The organism is Sphingomonas sp. PEI4 (assembly GCF_056679955.1).
In genome coordinates, this window is the sequence record NZ_CM155258.1 from 1208364 (window position 1) to 1223635 (window position 15272).

General features: G+C 60.5%; 14 protein-coding genes. 6 read left to right on the forward strand and 8 right to left on the reverse strand.

The annotated features are described in order from the left end of the window. Positions 1 to 825: 825 nt before the first annotated feature. Positions 826 to 1146 carry a hypothetical protein gene (locus AC1MLZ_RS05385; protein WP_480960731.1) on the reverse strand — a complete coding sequence of 107 codons (321 nt, stop codon included), beginning with the start codon at positions 1144 to 1146 and terminating at the stop codon, positions 826 to 828. Between the two features lie 682 nt (positions 1147 to 1828). On the opposite strand from AC1MLZ_RS05385, the gene AC1MLZ_RS05390 reads away from it, so the two are divergent. From AC1MLZ_RS05390 to AC1MLZ_RS05410, 5 genes are all read left to right on the forward strand, one after another. Next, on the forward strand, positions 1829 to 2971 hold the full coding sequence (locus AC1MLZ_RS05390; RefSeq protein ID WP_151991985.1) for a hypothetical protein: 1143 nt from the start codon (positions 1829 to 1831) through the stop codon (positions 2969 to 2971). 1532 nt (positions 2972 to 4503) lie between these two features. After that, positions 4504 to 4935: a hypothetical protein gene (locus AC1MLZ_RS05395; RefSeq protein WP_151991986.1), complete on the forward strand. Its 432-nt coding sequence runs from the start codon at positions 4504 to 4506 to the stop codon at positions 4933 to 4935. Between the two features lie 558 nt (positions 4936 to 5493). Further along, positions 5494 to 6129 (forward strand): sensor histidine kinase family protein, encoded by a 636-nt coding sequence (locus AC1MLZ_RS05400; protein ID WP_199861016.1) that lies wholly within the window; start codon positions 5494 to 5496, stop codon positions 6127 to 6129. After that, complete coding sequence (locus AC1MLZ_RS05405) at positions 6126 to 6626, forward strand: ribonuclease H-like domain-containing protein (protein WP_199861017.1); 501 nt, start codon at positions 6126 to 6128, stop codon at positions 6624 to 6626. Before AC1MLZ_RS05400 ends, AC1MLZ_RS05405 begins: the two co-directional genes overlap by 4 nt. Continuing rightward, positions 6623 to 7123 carry a hypothetical protein gene (locus tag AC1MLZ_RS05410; protein ID WP_151991988.1) on the forward strand — a complete coding sequence of 167 codons (501 nt, stop codon included), beginning with the start codon at positions 6623 to 6625 and terminating at the stop codon, positions 7121 to 7123. The genes AC1MLZ_RS05405 and AC1MLZ_RS05410 overlap by 4 nt, the downstream gene beginning before the upstream one ends. 9 nt (positions 7124 to 7132) lie before the next feature. Here AC1MLZ_RS05410 and AC1MLZ_RS05415 read toward each other — a convergent pair whose 3' ends face one another. After that, the gene (locus AC1MLZ_RS05415; protein ID WP_151991989.1) at positions 7133 to 7444 is read right to left on the reverse strand and encodes a helix-turn-helix domain-containing protein; all 312 of its coding nucleotides are present in this window, start codon (positions 7442 to 7444) and stop codon (positions 7133 to 7135) included. A gap of 1099 nt (positions 7445 to 8543) precedes the next feature. Here AC1MLZ_RS05415 and AC1MLZ_RS05420 point away from each other — a divergent pair. Next, complete coding sequence (locus AC1MLZ_RS05420) at positions 8544 to 8846, forward strand: putative quinol monooxygenase (protein WP_480960732.1); 303 nt, start codon at positions 8544 to 8546, stop codon at positions 8844 to 8846. Positions 8847 to 9180: 334 nt separating this feature from the next. On the opposite strand, the gene AC1MLZ_RS05425 is transcribed toward AC1MLZ_RS05420, so the two are convergent. From AC1MLZ_RS05425 to AC1MLZ_RS05450, 6 genes are all read right to left on the reverse strand, one after another. Continuing rightward, complete coding sequence (locus AC1MLZ_RS05425; protein WP_480960733.1) at positions 9181 to 10413, reverse strand: alpha/beta hydrolase; 1233 nt, start codon at positions 10411 to 10413, stop codon at positions 9181 to 9183. 750 nt (positions 10414 to 11163) lie between these two features. Next, entirely contained in the window at positions 11164 to 12081 is a 918-nt protein-coding gene (locus AC1MLZ_RS05430; protein WP_480960734.1) for a Brp/Blh family beta-carotene 15,15'-dioxygenase, read from the reverse strand. A gap of 37 nt (positions 12082 to 12118) precedes the next feature. Next, entirely contained in the window at positions 12119 to 12886 is a 768-nt protein-coding gene (locus tag AC1MLZ_RS05435; RefSeq protein ID WP_480960735.1) for a bacteriorhodopsin-like, read from the reverse strand. A 291-nt stretch (positions 12887 to 13177) separates the two neighbouring features. After that, the gene (locus tag AC1MLZ_RS05440) at positions 13178 to 13816 is read right to left on the reverse strand and encodes a PAS domain-containing protein (protein ID WP_480960736.1); all 639 of its coding nucleotides are present in this window, start codon (positions 13814 to 13816) and stop codon (positions 13178 to 13180) included. Positions 13817 to 13999: 183 nt separating this feature from the next. Beyond that, complete coding sequence (locus AC1MLZ_RS05445; protein ID WP_480960737.1) at positions 14000 to 14419, reverse strand: response regulator; 420 nt, start codon at positions 14417 to 14419, stop codon at positions 14000 to 14002. A 5-nt stretch (positions 14420 to 14424) separates the two neighbouring features. Then, entirely contained in the window at positions 14425 to 14859 is a 435-nt protein-coding gene (locus tag AC1MLZ_RS05450) for a response regulator (RefSeq protein WP_480960738.1), read from the reverse strand. Positions 14860 to 15272 lie beyond the last annotated feature (413 nt).

The window sequence follows — 15272 nt, forward strand, 5'->3', positions numbered from 1 at the left end:
CGGCCCGAACCAGTTTCGGCCGAGAGGCGGACGCGTATGTCCAGGGCGCCCTTGCCCCAAGGCGTCCACGCTCGTCTAATAACGAGTTTTCAACTTCCGGCCCACGGGCCGGCGCCGCCTCGAAAATTGCATGCTCGAGGTGATGAAATGATTTTATTCGCATTTGCCCTGCAGGCCGCGCCCCCGCCGATCATAGACTGGCAGCCCTTCCCCATACAGCGGACCCCAGATGGCGGACTCTACGATCGTACATCGGCGACGCGGAAGGACGGCGTCATCAATACGTGGGTGAGGTTCGTCAACATGGAGTTGAAGGGCGTCAACCAAGCCGGTCAGCAAATGGACACGCGTTTGGAAATAGACTGTGGCAAACCCAGGATGAGGATGCTGGCGATACGGGTGGTTCGCCCCGACGGCATCATCCTGAACAGCACCGTCCCCGGCCCGAATGAACTCGGATGGCGTACAATGAGAGTAGGAATGCGTGGCTACGACATTCGAGCGGGGCTGTGTAGTCGAGTTCGTTAGACTGATGGCGTTGAGTTCTACGGGGATCGGTTTGATTATCGTGCCAATCAAGTGACTCAAGCCAGAACTGAAACAGTCGGCGACGGAGGCAAGTCGGCTTCAAACCGCTTCCGAACTAGCGAGAGAAAGTCTTCGCGATGATGATGGTAGCGGAGAAAATACAATGCCAACAATTGCCTGGACGCTGTGTCTAGTTGCGTGCGGAGAGCGCCTTACCGGCCCGCCTTCCAGTTGGAACCGATGCCATCAGTGGAGTCGGTCAAGGACATTACTTCAGCCGATCGCGGACAGCTTCAATTAAGTGCTGCTACCGTGCAGCTTCCACGATCCCGTGACGCCCTGGGCGGCACAACGCACATCGCGAGACCCGCGTCCGGCATAATCGACGTAGTCGATGCGCACGGCCGCGGCCGTCAAACCTCGCGGGGTCGGCCGGAGGAGATGTTTGTTCATGTCGCCGTGAGTGACGGATCGAATGAACATCCTACGCTCGCCGGGTTCGAGCATTTCGACGACGTCCGGCTCGATGTCGGATCCCAGCCCCATTATTCGAACCGCTCCGCCGACGCGAAGCGAGAAGATGCTTGACGGTCCGACATTCCTGATGGTGAAATACAATCTTCGTCACGTGGCATCGAACCTGTACCCGGAAACACGCAACCTCCCCATCTTCTCCCCATGGCCGGACCTAGCGGCGAAGACGGTGCCCAATGCACCGAGCAACGATATGCAGGCGACCGCGATGCTCACGATCGCAGTGATAAGGTGCCCGTCGCTATCTTCCGACTCCTTTACATCTTTGCTTGGGCCGCAGCGACTGTCGGAATTCTCGTTGGTCACGCCGTCCTTTGGCGTAGCTGCTCTATTTTGCTTGGCGTCATCGTCGCAAGCTGCGGCATCGTCGCCTGGAGCTTTTACTGGGCGTTCGGCAGTCTCTGAGAGCGCAGGTGCTGCTGCGCACGGAGTGCTGGTTGTGGCCACAACAGCCAGCAGGAAACCGAGCAGTCGGATATTCGGACACAGGCATGACATGAGCGCGACATGCCGAACAATGGTAACGCCTTCGCTACCGCGTGCGGTGGCCTGCGCCGCGTCAACCCTCAGAAACCGCTACGACGGATCCGCTTGGCTCCTTGGCTGAACGAACCGGTCAGGACGATACCCCGGTACTAGCGGAACGGCACGGGTCTGCCCCCCGCGAACCACGAACGTGCGGCGCCCGCGATCGCGTTCGTGCTGATCGGCCGATGGCGCGTTGAACGCGTCCAAAGAGGGCGTAACCATGAGTGAAGGGAGCGTCATGAACCGAAATCCTCTCGTTACTGTCGATCACCACTGGTGGCGTCGACAAACAGCGGAAATCATCGCGGTGCGATCTGATCGATCGTCACGCAGATGGCGGCAAAAACTGATCGATTGGTCGGGTGTCCCTTGGGATGGCATGTCCGAGCTTGCCATTGGGTACGACTCGCTCGCCGGAAAGACCATCCGAGAACTGGTCGTGCAACTGAAGCTCGAAATCGACCGATCAGGGCTTCCTCAAGTGACTGTGCCGACATCGGGCGGCGTTCGGGTGGCTCGCGCCGGCCTAGCGGAAGTACAGATCTTGACGGTGGACTTCGATCTCATAGACTTCATACTGCCGATAGCTTTTGAGACGAGCGCGATCGCCGGTAGCCCGGGCTCTTTGGCCCCAGCTGTCGACAGTGCGATCGAACACGTTCGAGCCGCGATACGAGACCGAACGGCCATTGCGCGGCGCGAAGGCGCCTTACGCAAAGCCGTTGAGCATGCTTCCGCGCGGATCGGCGAGGGATGTCTGCCACTATGGCTGCGCATGGATGCCGTGCTCGGCACTGAACAGTCCGGCCGGTATACTTCTCGCCTCTACAAGATGGCGACGATGCTTCTCGACGACTCGCTTTCCTCGTCCCCAAGTCCGGTGGAGCCAATCTGGACCGTCGTGGACGTGCGGGATCATGTGAGAGTCCATCGTCGTGCGCAGCGGCGGCGGGCGGCAGCTCTGCTCGCGCACCGAACGGCCGGTTCGATCGGCGCGATCACGGAGGTCTCTTTGGCCCTCATACGTGCCGCCCAGCTAGAACCGATTGCGACCCTGCGGGCGGCCCACGCGGCCCGCTTGAATCATGATGGTGGCGATCTGCGATTTAGGAAGTGGAATTGTCTAAACATTCTGACCTGGATCGAAGGGGTCCTCCGGACCTCAATCGAATTTGAGCAAGGTCGATACGATGATGGCGAACTGATCCTGACCGGCGACTATCCGGCATCGGTCGCCCTGGCCTGCAAGGGCCGACCGATAGCCGCCATTCTGGATCATCCAGCGTTTCAGGCCATATCCGCCAGAATCACAAGCGTCGAAATTATGGAAGATACCCTAAGTCTGTATCATAAGAACAAAGTGGTACTGTTCGGGCACTGACAGCTATGCAGGGCAACCGCGACGGTGCTGGTAAACATCTAGACGAAGGACCGAACGTTGCTGCGATTGGTGGAGAACCATTTGACGGTTTCGACCATATACCCAACCTACGATCTCGATACGACCACTCGTCGAGTGGTCGCATGACTATTCACGTTACGTCTGCAACTGCTTCATGGGTGCAGTCTGACATCACGCCTCCGTTCGTAACGTCAACGTCCAATCGTTGAACGCTCCGCCCTTAAGACGCTTTTCAGAACATTCCGGCGATCGTTTAACGCGGACGTGGCGACCGTGCGCTGCCTCACTGCGTAGGGTGTTCCGCCATCCCTACGATCAACGGGATCCGCAATTCCAATACGTACGCTCAGCCCGTCGGCCTTTGCGTTGCCGACGGTCATGGTCCCGTCATTCCAGAAGAAGCTCCCCTCCCCTCAGGCGGGTGAACGACCACGTGCTGAAATTGCCAATGGTGTCTTCGCCCACAACCAGACGCCGTCGGTATGGAAACGTGTCGCCTGATTATTTGCATACACGCCAGCACAAGGTGGATTGATCACGATCTCAGTCTCGGCTTAGAACCGAGACGTCCGCGTGCATGCGGACCGAGGCGTGGAAACCTCGCTATTAGTTGCCGTACGCCCGGCCCGAACAAGTTTCGGCCGGGAGGCGGACGCGTATGTCCAAGGCCCCCCGGGCCCAAAGGCGTCCGCGCTCGTCTAATAGCGAGTTTCCAACTTCCGGCTCACGGGCCGGCACCGCCTCGTCAACCGAGGCGGTGCCGCCGGCTATGACCGCTGGGCACCAACGCGAAGGAGCACGCGCGTGGGTGAGATAATGAACGACAACGGCAGACGAACCGCTAACGCGCGGCCTTCGCGCCCTACGCCGATCAAAGGCTCGAAGCACGACCACGGGGTCGGCCATGACCATCAGGAACCATACCGCTTAACCACCGGCGTTCTTTTAATGCCCCGACCAAACGCCAATGGCGCTTCATTCGCAAGCCGCGAGACCGTTACCTGCAGGCGGTGTTCGCGCCCAAGAGATCGCATCCGCCAGAGCCGAACGGAAGCGCCGGGTTCGCCAAACCCAAACCCGGCTCGGATAACGCCTCGAGCGCTCGCGACGCTTGACCCCATCCATAATGGAAGGCTGGTGCCTCTTGTGGTGCCGCATTCGACCGGTCACCGATCGACGGTCGAGGTGACAGCGCGATGAGCGGACGATCCGTGCCACCCGAACCTCGTGGTCAGAGCATCGGCCGTCGCCTCTCCGACCGCTCCGACATGGACGTGCACCAGTCCGACCTTCAAAACTCTGGCGCAGTCACGGCTCGATCAGCCGACGCGCCGCAACCACCGCGCATACAACTGCGCAACTGGATGCTTTCGCCCCGGCGGATAGGTGGAGCGCGGTACAGAGGCGAATGCATCATCGCGCGCGTACGGCAAGCGACCTACCAGCAGCAATCCACCACTCACGGTAGCAGCGCAGGCGTATTCGGACTCAGCAGCGACGGACGAGGTTTAGTGACCGGCGGCGGCGGTTTCGTTACTACGGCGCACCGCGGCATGGTAAGCGCAGTATTCGAAGACGAAACCGGGCGGCACGTAACGCAGGAACTGCCCTCCGAAATGGCACTGCTAGAAGGCGGAATCCTCAGGTTGGACCTGATCAACGGAACGGTCGTCTGCGCCACGAACCTCACGGGACGCCAAGGCCCCGTCGTGCTTCTCGGGCCATCAGCGTTCATTAGCAGCGCCACATTCACGAAACGCCACGCCGTTCTGATGATCGCGACCGTGCTCATGGCCGGGCAAATCCTTTCGGCCCATCCGATTGCCGGATTGGCGACGACTGCCGCTTTTGCAGCACTGCCTTTCATTCGCCTGCGGCAGATCCAGAGATCAAAGCGCGAACGCACGCAACTGAAGGACTACATGCTGGAAGTGATGTCCTGATTTCACCAGCACTCGAACTGCGGGTGGCACCTAAGCAAATCATCGATCGGCAGCATTATCCGATCGACAGACGCCAGCCAGCGGCTTTCCGGTGGGACACCCCACGAGCCGCAGCGGCACCTCCGACAAGCCATGCAAATGAGCGCCTGCGGACGAGGAAGGATGCCCGTCGGTTGCCAACTTACGCCGTGATCGGCAGCGGCCTACTCAACGGCGCCGAGAACGCGACTCTCTCCGATCGCACCTTGCGCGCCGGAACGACTTAAGTTGGGCAACCAGGGAGCCCGAGCGAGCGGTCCAGACGGCCGTCCGTACTGAGCTCACCATCCGCGCCGGAAACCTCATGCTCGCAGCCTAGAGGAGACGGAACGCTTGAGCCTGACGCGATGGATGGCGTCGAGAACATACGTCCTCGCGGTGGATGCGTGCCCCTCTCGATCGGGCAATCGCCAGACGGCCCTGGCGCTTCAGAGCGAGGGAACGCGCCTATGCACATTGCGGAACCAAACCACTTGCCATTCCGTATGCACATGTGCATACGTAGCTCAGGAGGTTCCCATGATCCAACAAGACCCGATCGAATGCCCGTGCGTCGAGGCCGTATACGCCAGAGAGCTTTCGCATCGTGCGGCGAATGCCCTTCAGCAGGCAATCGCCGCCGTTCATCTCAGCAAACGTGGAGCGGTCGATCTCGATGAGGTGATGGTCCGCCTTCACGCGACCGCCGCGCTGCATCACGTCCTCGGTCAGGCCAGCGGCGGTCTGGTGAACGCTGCGGACGAGATCAACGACGTATGCGCGGCGTCCGTCGCCGCGGCAGGCGCCGACGACAACGTCACGGTCGCAGTCGACCTTGATGCCGTACTGGCGGAAAGGGCCGTGCTCCGTCCCGTCCTAATGATCGTGGCGGAATTGGTCTCCAATGCCCTCAGACACGCCTTTCCAGAAAACTTCGGAACGGTTCATCTCGAGATGCGGCATTCCGGCATGACGACCTTCCTCGTGGTCGAGGACGACGGCGTGTGTGGTGGATGGCATCGCCCGGGTGGCGAGGGTGGCGGCATCATCGACGGGCTGGCGCACAGCGCGGGCGGCCGGGTGGTCCGGTCACTGACGCCCGGAGGGTCATCCCGGGTCGAGGTGATCCTGCCGAGCCTGGCCGCAGCCGCCGCGTCCCCCGTAGGCCACGCATGACCCCGGTCGCGCCAGCAGTTTCGGGCGCGATGATCCGCGACTTGCTGCTTTGCGAGCGCAAGGCCGCACTCGACATTCCCGGCGAACCATCGCTGCGCGACCCGGTGTCAGCCTTCACCCGAATGTTGTGGCGCGAAGGGCTCCAACGCCGTCATCCCGGGGTCTGCGGCGAAGACGAGATCGAACTGATCTTCGCCTCTGAGCGCTGCACCGACATCTACGCGATCATCGCAAAGCGGACCGACTGGCCACTGTCGAGCTACGGGATAAAGAGCATCGCGAAAGCCTGCGGGTTCGAATGGGAGGATGTCGATCCCGGCGGTGCGAACAGCATCGAGTGGTACGACCGCTTCGTCGAGACAGGGGATGGCGCGTTGCGAAACCGCATCGTGGCCTACAACCGCGACGACGTTATCGCCAGCCAGGTCGTCAGGGATGCCTTGGAGGAACTCGAAACGACCGGCGTCATCGCGTCGTTTCGACGACCTGCGATATGACGGCCGCTCTCCGGGACTGGCTGCTCACGTGTCCCGAGGTAAAATGGATCTCCGCACTCGCGCTGGAAGCCGCCGACGCCGGCCTCTTCGACCTCCGTTTGGAGATGGCGAAGGCGATCTCCGGCGGAGTAAGGATGACCAGCCTGGGTGAGACCCTCCGAGTACAGCCTCGAGCCTATTATCAGCGCTCGGCGCGGATGCTGGCCCATCGTCGGAAGGGCTGCTCCCTGACCCTCGTCTCGGACACGGTGGTTTTGACCGGTTCGATCTTTCAAGGCGTCGCGATATCGGAGTCCCGAGACTCCGCGGTCATCTATGTCCGTCAGACGGTTCCGGCGACCGCGGCCGTGGCGTTGGTCGGACGGAGCCTTGATGATCTCATCCGGATTGGCCGCTTCAAATTCGGGAACTACCGGATCACCGCGGCGGAGCAGGACGAATGGGGGCTGGCCGTATGGTTCGACGTACCGCGCCTCGCTTTCAACCACTTCGTCTAGCGGACGCTATTATCCACGGTTTCTGGGTTCGATGAGATCCGGATCCGGTACGATACCCAGGAGAAGCTCGTCCATCGTCACCCCAAGCGCGATCGCCAACCGCGCCAAAGTCTCCACGGTCAGGTTCTGCCCCGTTTTCTCGATGCGAAACATCGAACTGACGTCGATGCCCGCGCCGCGTGCGCATTCAGCCTGACCTACGCCCAACCCTTTGCGAACCGACCGAATGCGCTGACCCACGTCCGCATGCAGAGTCTCCCGGGCCGAGTCCGCAGCGGTCCGGCTGGTCCCGTTCCCATTGATATCGTTCGATCGGTTCATCACGCTGCTTGTATGATGGTAGGTGCCATACCAGAAGCCACTTTTGTGAACGATACGTCGACGGTCGAAACTTTACCCGCCTTGAACCCTTCGGATCTCGGCATTCGTCTTCGCCGCTTCGACCCTGACAAAGAGGCCGTCGTTAGAGCTCTTCGTCCGCGTTCGGTGGTACCTCGATCTACGTTTGCTGCGTTGGAGTTCAACCGATGCTCCGTCTCGGAGCGCCGGTAGGGTCTGCCGGGATCTCTAAGCGGCATGCGGTACTTGACCGGTGAAACTGACATTCTCGCCGGCAGGCAAGCGCAGACGCCCGCATGGCGGAATGTCGGCCTATCGACTCGAACTATCAGGTTACTTCGACCGAACCGGACGTTCAAATCCGCGTTCGGAGACAAGGGCGGCTCCTAACCCGTCTAAAATCGCGTCCGGCCAGCGTCGACGTCTCACGCCCTGACCTGATGTCCGTCGACCGGATCATAGGCCCGCACGGCGCCCGAGGGTTCGACGGTCAACATGTTGTCGATCACGCGGGAGCCGACGTCGCGATCCCCATCGAGTGCGGCGTGCGTGAACGGCGTGTTGCCGACCTTAATGAGCGTCGCTGCGGAATAATAATCCTAGCTTGCGGTTGATCTCAACCTCGTCGGGACCATGGCCACTTGGGCCTCACGTACCGACCATCAGGCACCAAAACCGGTTGACGGGAGTTCCATTCTATCCTCAGACCGCATGATGAAAACCGGTGGACATTCCCTCCGGTGGGTACAAAGGATGGGTACAGAGAGCGCCGCGATGGGTACAGAGAATGACGGTTTTCTGCCGATTTTCTTACCCTTGGACCCCTCTCGTAGGGGTCACCAGCCACCACTTTTGTGGCGGAAACGTGCGGTTTAGTCATTCTTTGCTCTTCGCTGGTACAGCGACCTGGTACAGCGAGCACCGAAATGGCACTCATGGCGACACCCTGGAAGCACCCCACTACCGGCTATTATTATCTGCGTCGGCAGATACCCGGAAAGGTGCGTCCCGCCTTCGGCGGTAAGGCGCTATGAAAGGTGTCGCTCAACACGAAGAGCGCGGCCGGAGACCGCGTCCTCCCATGCTGATCGTCACCGGCACCATCTCCGTGCCGCCCTCCGACTTGCCGCGCTTCGTCGCAGAGGTGGCTGGCCTCGCGACCGTCGCGAGACACCGCGGCGGCAACCTGTCCTACGATACCGCCGTGCTGGACGCGGCCAGTGGCCGGCTACTGGTGGCCGAGCGCTGGCGTGACGACGCGGCGCTTGCCGTCCATTTGCGGTCGGACGACACACTGGCGTTCATCTCTCGTTGGAACGAACGGATGCTGAGCGACGTTCGCAAATACTACGTCGGCAACGAAGATCGGCTGGTGACGGAGTAGGCACGATGCCGGATTTCAGCGGTCTGTTGAAGTCCGCCTGGCCCTCGCCTGACACGACCCAGAGGCGGACGTTCAGTTGCCCTTCCCCGCCTCCCAACTGCAGCCGTTCGTTCATCGGGCTGGACAGTGGCGCTCGGCAGCCGATCCGTTGTCCGGACGGCTGGAAAGGGGAGGAGAGCGGGCCTTCCGCTTTCAGGAAGGTCGGTAGCGATATCCGGCATCGGGCAAACGCCGCCTTTCCCAAAGACAACGAGAAATGGAACGCGGTTGCCGTCCCGAAAACCGTCGCGGTCAGCTAACGGAGACCGACGCTGATCGCTGGCGCTTGGCGATCTCACTGGCTCGGTGCTGCAATGTCTTTGCCAGTTCCGAAGGCGATCCCCGCCATCTTGGCAATGCAGTCTACGTTCAGCTGCGCGCGGGGGTCACGAAGGAAGGCCATCGTCATCTGCCCACCGCAACGGTTGAACATTGCTCCATGGGACTGCCCAGGTACCTGCACGAACCTTGCGTTGGTCATAGTACGGAGCAGGCGGCGGCCCCAGGCCGGTGGTGTGATTGGATCGAATTCACCAGCGACGATGAGGACCGGCACGTCGCTTGTCACCGGAGCGTTTGCCAGCGCATCGGCGGAAGAGACGCGCCATGCCGCACACATTTCCGGCGTCGCCGTGCGATTGTCGGTTCCGCCCAGACCCAACGTCGGGGATATCTGCGAGGTCATCCGTTGGGCGTTCTCGAACGGCATTTCTTCACCGCACCAGATCGACAAGCGTAATCCCCAGTTGAAAGTCGATGCGACCTGTCGGGTCAGCGGCAGCAGTCCGGTCAACCGGCCTCCGGCGGTCTCGCTGATGATGTCCGGCAAGGCCGGAATAACGCCGGGTTGCTGTAGACCGGCCCCTACAGCCTCGACGATATCGCGACCACGCAGCACGCGACCCGGTGCCGGGATACCGTCGTGATCGGCATCGGCCACCAACGCGGCGAAGCGAGCGCGAAGGTCCGGGTAGCGGACGTCGCACACCTGATCGCCCGCGCAAGCGTCCAGCAGGGCGTTGATCGCGCGCCTTAGTGAAGAGGCCGCCGTCTCGTCATAGTTGACGTCGACGGGCAGCACCGAATCGAGCACGACACTACGCACCCCCTCCGGATGGCGTTGCAGCACCGTCTGGGCCAGACGCGTGCCGTAGGAGAAGCCGATCAGGTTCCATTGCCGGATACCCAGCGCGCGACGCAGATCGTCAAGGTCATCTGCGGTCTCGGCCGAGGTATATCCATCGAGATCGACGCCCGACGCGCTTAGCTCTGCCCGGCAGCGGGCTGCCGCCGCTGCCTGCACGGTGGGTGTCGCATTCGCGGCACGAAGATCGTTTATCTCAGGGCAGCCAAGCGACGGCCGGGCGAACTTATTGCCCCGACCTTCCAGAAGGATCTGGTCGCGTTCCGAGAGGAACGGGTTCCCTTTACCCGTCGTGCGTCCGTCGATGCTGCTCAGGCCTGGTCCCCCGGGAAGATAGATGACCGGGTCGGCTGCGGGAGCGGAGGCCGTGCTGCGAAAGATCATTACCGGAAGACTGATCGTGCGGCTTCGAGCCTTTTGTCGGTTCTCCGGCACGAATAGCAGACCGCATTCAATCCTTTCGGTGGGCGCGACCTTTACGATGCACTCTGACCTTTCGAAGCGTGGCTTCGCTCGCCTGCCATCGGATGCACTCGCTGTTGTCGATGCCATTATCGCAAGGGGTATCAGGGTAAATCTGACGCGGTGAAACTGGATCAAAACGGTCCCCAGGCCAAAGAGCATAGCGGTGTATTACCGTAACAATACGCCATTGCAACATAGCTCGATGCCAGCACTCTCGACTGGAAACTTGTGACGGGAAAGCCGCGACTTCCTATCGGCCAGTTAGAAAGAGAGAGCTCAGACCCAGTTGCGGACGTTCGCGTGCCCTCTCGCGCTTCCCAACTTCAGACATTCATTCAGCTCCCCACGATCACGCTTTCGGCTTCTGATTTTCGTCATGAACGTCGTCATTGCAGAGGAGAGCGGTCGGTCTGCTTTAGCGGGGCGTTCGGCGCGTTCGGCAACCCGCTCGCAATCTCCCACGACGTACTCAAGAATGCCGGAACCATTGGCTGGGCTGCGCGGGAACAGCGCGAAGCCGGGACGTCACCGTCTGGAAACATGGGTGGTCCAGGCGGCGACCGAGGATTGGTCGCGCGAGCAGCTGGAAGGGCCCGTTGATACCGTTGTTCATCAATTGCAGGCCGCTCTTGCGTCGTACAAATTCTCGACCAATCCTGACGCCGCACGTCACGCCACGAATAGTTGACGATCGCCAAGCGCCAGCCGCCGCTCGATCCATTTCGAAAACGCCAAATGCGGCACTGCGACGGTTGCGAGAAGCTGGAACGCCTGTGCGGTGAGGTCGGCCGGCAGGAACCGCCCGAGGCTGGTCGCGAAGACGATCCAGCCACTGATCGCTGCCACCGACAAGGCCGCCCCCGTCGCCAGCCACCAGCGATGCGAAACCCCGCTCAACGTGATCCGCGCATCGGCCAAGTGGCGCGGCGAATGCAGGAACACGAAGAACAACGCGAACCCTGCGACTGGCGGCGCAACGACCAGTACCAGGATCGCCACCGCCGTCGCCGCAGCCCATTCGCGCGCACCATTCCGCCAAGCGTCGACGAGGCCTACTATCGTGATAAGCAGTGCGACCGGCGCAACCGCGATCAGCGACCGCGCGATCGTTTCGCCACCCAGGTCACCGACCATTGTGACGAACAGCCGCGCGACATCGGTGGGGTGGCCAATTGCTGGCGAGGCGATGATCGCTGTACCGGCAGCGACCTTGAGCAACGGCTCGTCAATCATCGTCCAGTCCTCGCCGAAATGCACCGAGGCGACCGCGACGAACGTGATCAATGCGATCAGTGGGTTCACAATCCACATCGTAGCCATCGCGGCGGCGATGCCGATATAGCCACCGACCGCGAGGCCCAGGCGGTAGCGCCCGAGACGGCTTGCGCGCGCGAGCAAGGCAATGTCGTAGGCGCCATGTGGCATCCCGCCGCCAATGAAGACCACCGTCGCGATCAGGGTCGCAGGCGGTCCTTCGAGCGGTAGTCCTGCGGCCAGCGCCACGCCAAGATAGACGGCGACAAGCCAGAACGCGGGATGCACGACGCCGCCGCGCCCCAACGAGGCGCGGCGGTCCAAGCCGGTCATGGCAACCCGTCCCGTGACCCGAACATCGGCGTTGGCATCAATGCACGTGGGGAGCGATGCCATTCGCCTCGACCTGGGATTTGCGGACGGAGATCATGTAGATCAGCACGCCGACGCCGGCCTTCGCGATAATGTCGGCGATGGTGTATCCAAGCTGGATAACCGTCATCGCCGTCGCACCACTGATACCGGCATAGGGCGCCATGTAGACGATCGGATAGAAGCCCCATGAGGCGAAGGTCAGCAAGCGCGCTTTCCGCACCAGATCGCGCGCGGCGGCTGGTTGCTGTTCGATCGACTCGCCGAGTCCGCGAAACAACTCCCAGACGATGTAGATGAACGGGATCGACGACAACGTACCCCACAGGGCGCGGGTCGGAATGTCGGTCGCAGTTTCGCCGGGATAGCCCAATACGATCATCAGCGCCGCGGCCGAACCCAGCCGGACGGTCTTAGACGAAGTCTGCTCGGGCGACAGCCGCATCACCAGCACCAGTTCGATCAGCAGCAGCGGCACGGTCAGCAGCCAGTCGACGTAACGATAGGCGTCATTGAACGCGAAGCCGGTCGCCGAGATGATGCCGTCCTTCAGTGTGTAGGCCGCGTTCCAGCTCTCGAAGATGCGCAGGTAATGATAGGCGGCGATAGCGGTCACCAGCCCCGAAATGGTCACCGCAGTGCGGTACGCCGGCGCAACCTGTGATCGACACAGCCACAGAAAGGCAGTCGTCGCGGCCATCGTCGCGAACGTGAATGAAAACACGTTATACACCAGCGAGAACTGGAACGGGGTTATGCTGTCCATTAAGGTCTCCATCGCCTTGCTGTGCCGAGCCCGCTACGCTGGCGAACCGGCCTTGTTGCGGGAGAGCGAGGGCCGATGGAGAGATCGGTTGTTGCCCACCCGGAGATGGCGCCACAGCGACTTAAAGGGCAACGGAGGGAGTTCCACCCAAGTCACGGAACCGATGGCTAATACAGCCCGCGACCCAGCCGCTGTGACGACCAAGGCTTGGATACGCCGGAGGCAGGCACGGGGCGATACGGACCTTGGCCCATATCCGCCGCCAAATTAGCTCAAAGGTTGAGTCTCAGTTCAAAGTCCGGCCTCGACCGCGAGCCGGATCAAGTCCGCAGTGGTGGTCAGCCCGAGCCGGTCCATCAGGATCGCGCGGTGCATTTTGACGGTCTTCTCAGCCAGCCCGAGTTCGGCGGCAATCTGTTTGTTGAGCAGACCCTGTGCAACGAATTTGAGCACCTGACCCTGCCGCGTCGACAGCGCTTTGACCATTTCTGCCGCCCTGATCCGACGCATGCTGGTCGGTGTCGCAGCGTTGGTGTCGATCTCGACCTGAGAGCCAAGGAAATACAGCAGGCGGTCTTCCTCGTCATACAGCGGCGCGACCAGGACGGCGTTGCGGAACGGCTGCCCGTTGCGCTTGTAGTTGAGGATCTCGACCAGCACTGGTTTGTGCTCCCGCACGCCGCGTCGGATTTCTTCCGACAACCAAGGTTCGGTCGCCGGCCCTGAAAGAAACCGGCAATTGCGCCCCACGACCTCGTCCGTCGAATAGCCCGTCAGATCGCAGAACGGCTGATTGCATGCGACAATAGGGTTGTCGGGCAGACGTGGATCGCTGATTACCGACGGTATCGGGCTGTCAGTGACGAGCCTCACAAGGCGTTGGTTCGACCTTGCGTCGGCACTGTCGATTGAAATGGTGCCTGTAGTCATCCCACGTCGCCCCCCCGACGATTGCGCCGTCGCCTGCGCCCTCTACCGATGACTACCATGTTTCCACATAAAATCGTTAAAACCATAATCGTGTGAAAATAGCCTCGGCAGGAGACGGAGTTCAAGACGCGAGAGGTTTAGTGCGGATCGGTCGCATCAAAGGTTATCAAGAGACTAAGAACGTTATGATGATTTAGGGAGCGACCGTGCGCCTCTTTCACGATTAGCTCGCAATATCTTTATATAATTCACTACCGATTGCGGCTCGTAAGGCTTGGCAAAATTTGGCTTGCTCTCGCAAATATCCGTCGCTTTATCGACGATGGCAGTGAGACTTCCTGCTAATTGAACATCTACTTTCGGGTAATTCTGGCGTATCCACGTAGCGAGTTCGAATCCGGACCTAGTGCCAACCACCCGAATATCACACAGCACGATATCAACTGAAAACGGCGAATGTTTCAGCGCTATTTCGGCCTCGTCGGTGTTAGCTGCTTCCACGACGTCGTAACCGCATTTTCGGAGATAGTCGGCGATTGCATGGCGGGACAGAATGTCGTCATCTACAATAACAACGGCATCGCTATCTACAGATTTTCTCATATTCGTCATTCTGGCTGGGCCAGTCCGTTCGCAATCAACCTCAAAACCGTGTCGATCTGATAGGGTTTTGATATGATGTGAGTTGCGCCCTCCGCCAACGCCTCCTTATATCCCAAGTGGCCAGAGGCCAATATTACCGGAAGCATGGGAGAAATATCTTTCAGGGCGTTGAACAAGCCCAATCCGTCTATTTTTCCGGGCATCCTGACATCGCTAAAAACAATATCAACGGCTTTACCTGCCATGACGATATCAAGTGCTTCATCAGCATTAATCGCTTCTATGACGCTATAGCCTTTGTCTCGAAGCGCATCAGAGACGAACATCCGGATGAATAGCTCATCCTCAACAACCAGAACGTGAACCTGCCGCGTTGCCGTTTCAGCCTCTTCTAACGCCCGCTTCACGTAAGTTTCCCCACCTAAAAATGCTGCCAGCATTTTCGCCTAAGGCCAAACGGCCCTTCCCTTGCACTTATGTACGACGCGCTTGCGCCCCGCCCCATCATAGGTTGGTCAGACGGCACAGCTTCCGACCTATCGCGGACGCTTATCGAAGGCTGCCGCCCTCCCGATTGGGATCGGACTTTGGAAAGCGGTATACCGGCCCTCAAAGCATATGGTTTACCGAACAACGCATTCCCGAGGGCAGCCCGCCTTGCTTTTCTGGCCTCTAAAAGGGGGCAACGTTGACCGCGCGTCTGGGTGTGAGCCTCAACAAGGTCGCCTTGCTGCGAAACTCGCGGCATACTTGTGTGCCTGCCGAGAGAGTTCATGCAAGGCCCTACGCAACCCTAGTCATGATCGCTGCCGGGTGGCGGAGAGTACGTGGCGCCAGGCAAGCCGGCGCCACG

Excerpts from the sequence above, each read along its gene's own strand:
- AC1MLZ_RS05390 (WP_151991985.1), top strand. The coding sequence starts at position 1,829 with ATGAACCGAAATCCTCTCGTTACTGTCGATCACCACTGGTGGCGTCGA.
- AC1MLZ_RS05400 (WP_199861016.1), top strand. The coding sequence starts at position 5,494 with ATGATCCAACAAGACCCGATCGAATGCCCGTGCGTCGAGGCCGTATAC.
- AC1MLZ_RS05405 (WP_199861017.1), top strand. The coding sequence starts at position 6,126 with ATGACCCCGGTCGCGCCAGCAGTTTCGGGCGCGATGATCCGCGACTTG.
- AC1MLZ_RS05410 (WP_151991988.1), top strand. The coding sequence starts at position 6,623 with ATGACGGCCGCTCTCCGGGACTGGCTGCTCACGTGTCCCGAGGTAAAA.
- AC1MLZ_RS05415 (WP_151991989.1), bottom strand. The coding sequence starts at position 7,444 with ATGAACCGATCGAACGATATCAATGGGAACGGGACCAGCCGGACCGCT.
- AC1MLZ_RS05420 (WP_480960732.1), top strand. The coding sequence starts at position 8,544 with ATGCTGATCGTCACCGGCACCATCTCCGTGCCGCCCTCCGACTTGCCG.
- AC1MLZ_RS05425 (WP_480960733.1), bottom strand. The coding sequence starts at position 10,413 with ATGATCTTTCGCAGCACGGCCTCCGCTCCCGCAGCCGACCCGGTCATC.
- AC1MLZ_RS05430 (WP_480960734.1), bottom strand. The coding sequence starts at position 12,081 with ATGACCGGCTTGGACCGCCGCGCCTCGTTGGGGCGCGGCGGCGTCGTG.
- AC1MLZ_RS05435 (WP_480960735.1), bottom strand. The coding sequence starts at position 12,886 with ATGGACAGCATAACCCCGTTCCAGTTCTCGCTGGTGTATAACGTGTTT.
- AC1MLZ_RS05440 (WP_480960736.1), bottom strand. The coding sequence starts at position 13,816 with ATGACTACAGGCACCATTTCAATCGACAGTGCCGACGCAAGGTCGAAC.
- AC1MLZ_RS05445 (WP_480960737.1), bottom strand. The coding sequence starts at position 14,419 with ATGAGAAAATCTGTAGATAGCGATGCCGTTGTTATTGTAGATGACGAC.
- AC1MLZ_RS05450 (WP_480960738.1), bottom strand. The coding sequence starts at position 14,859 with ATGCTGGCAGCATTTTTAGGTGGGGAAACTTACGTGAAGCGGGCGTTA.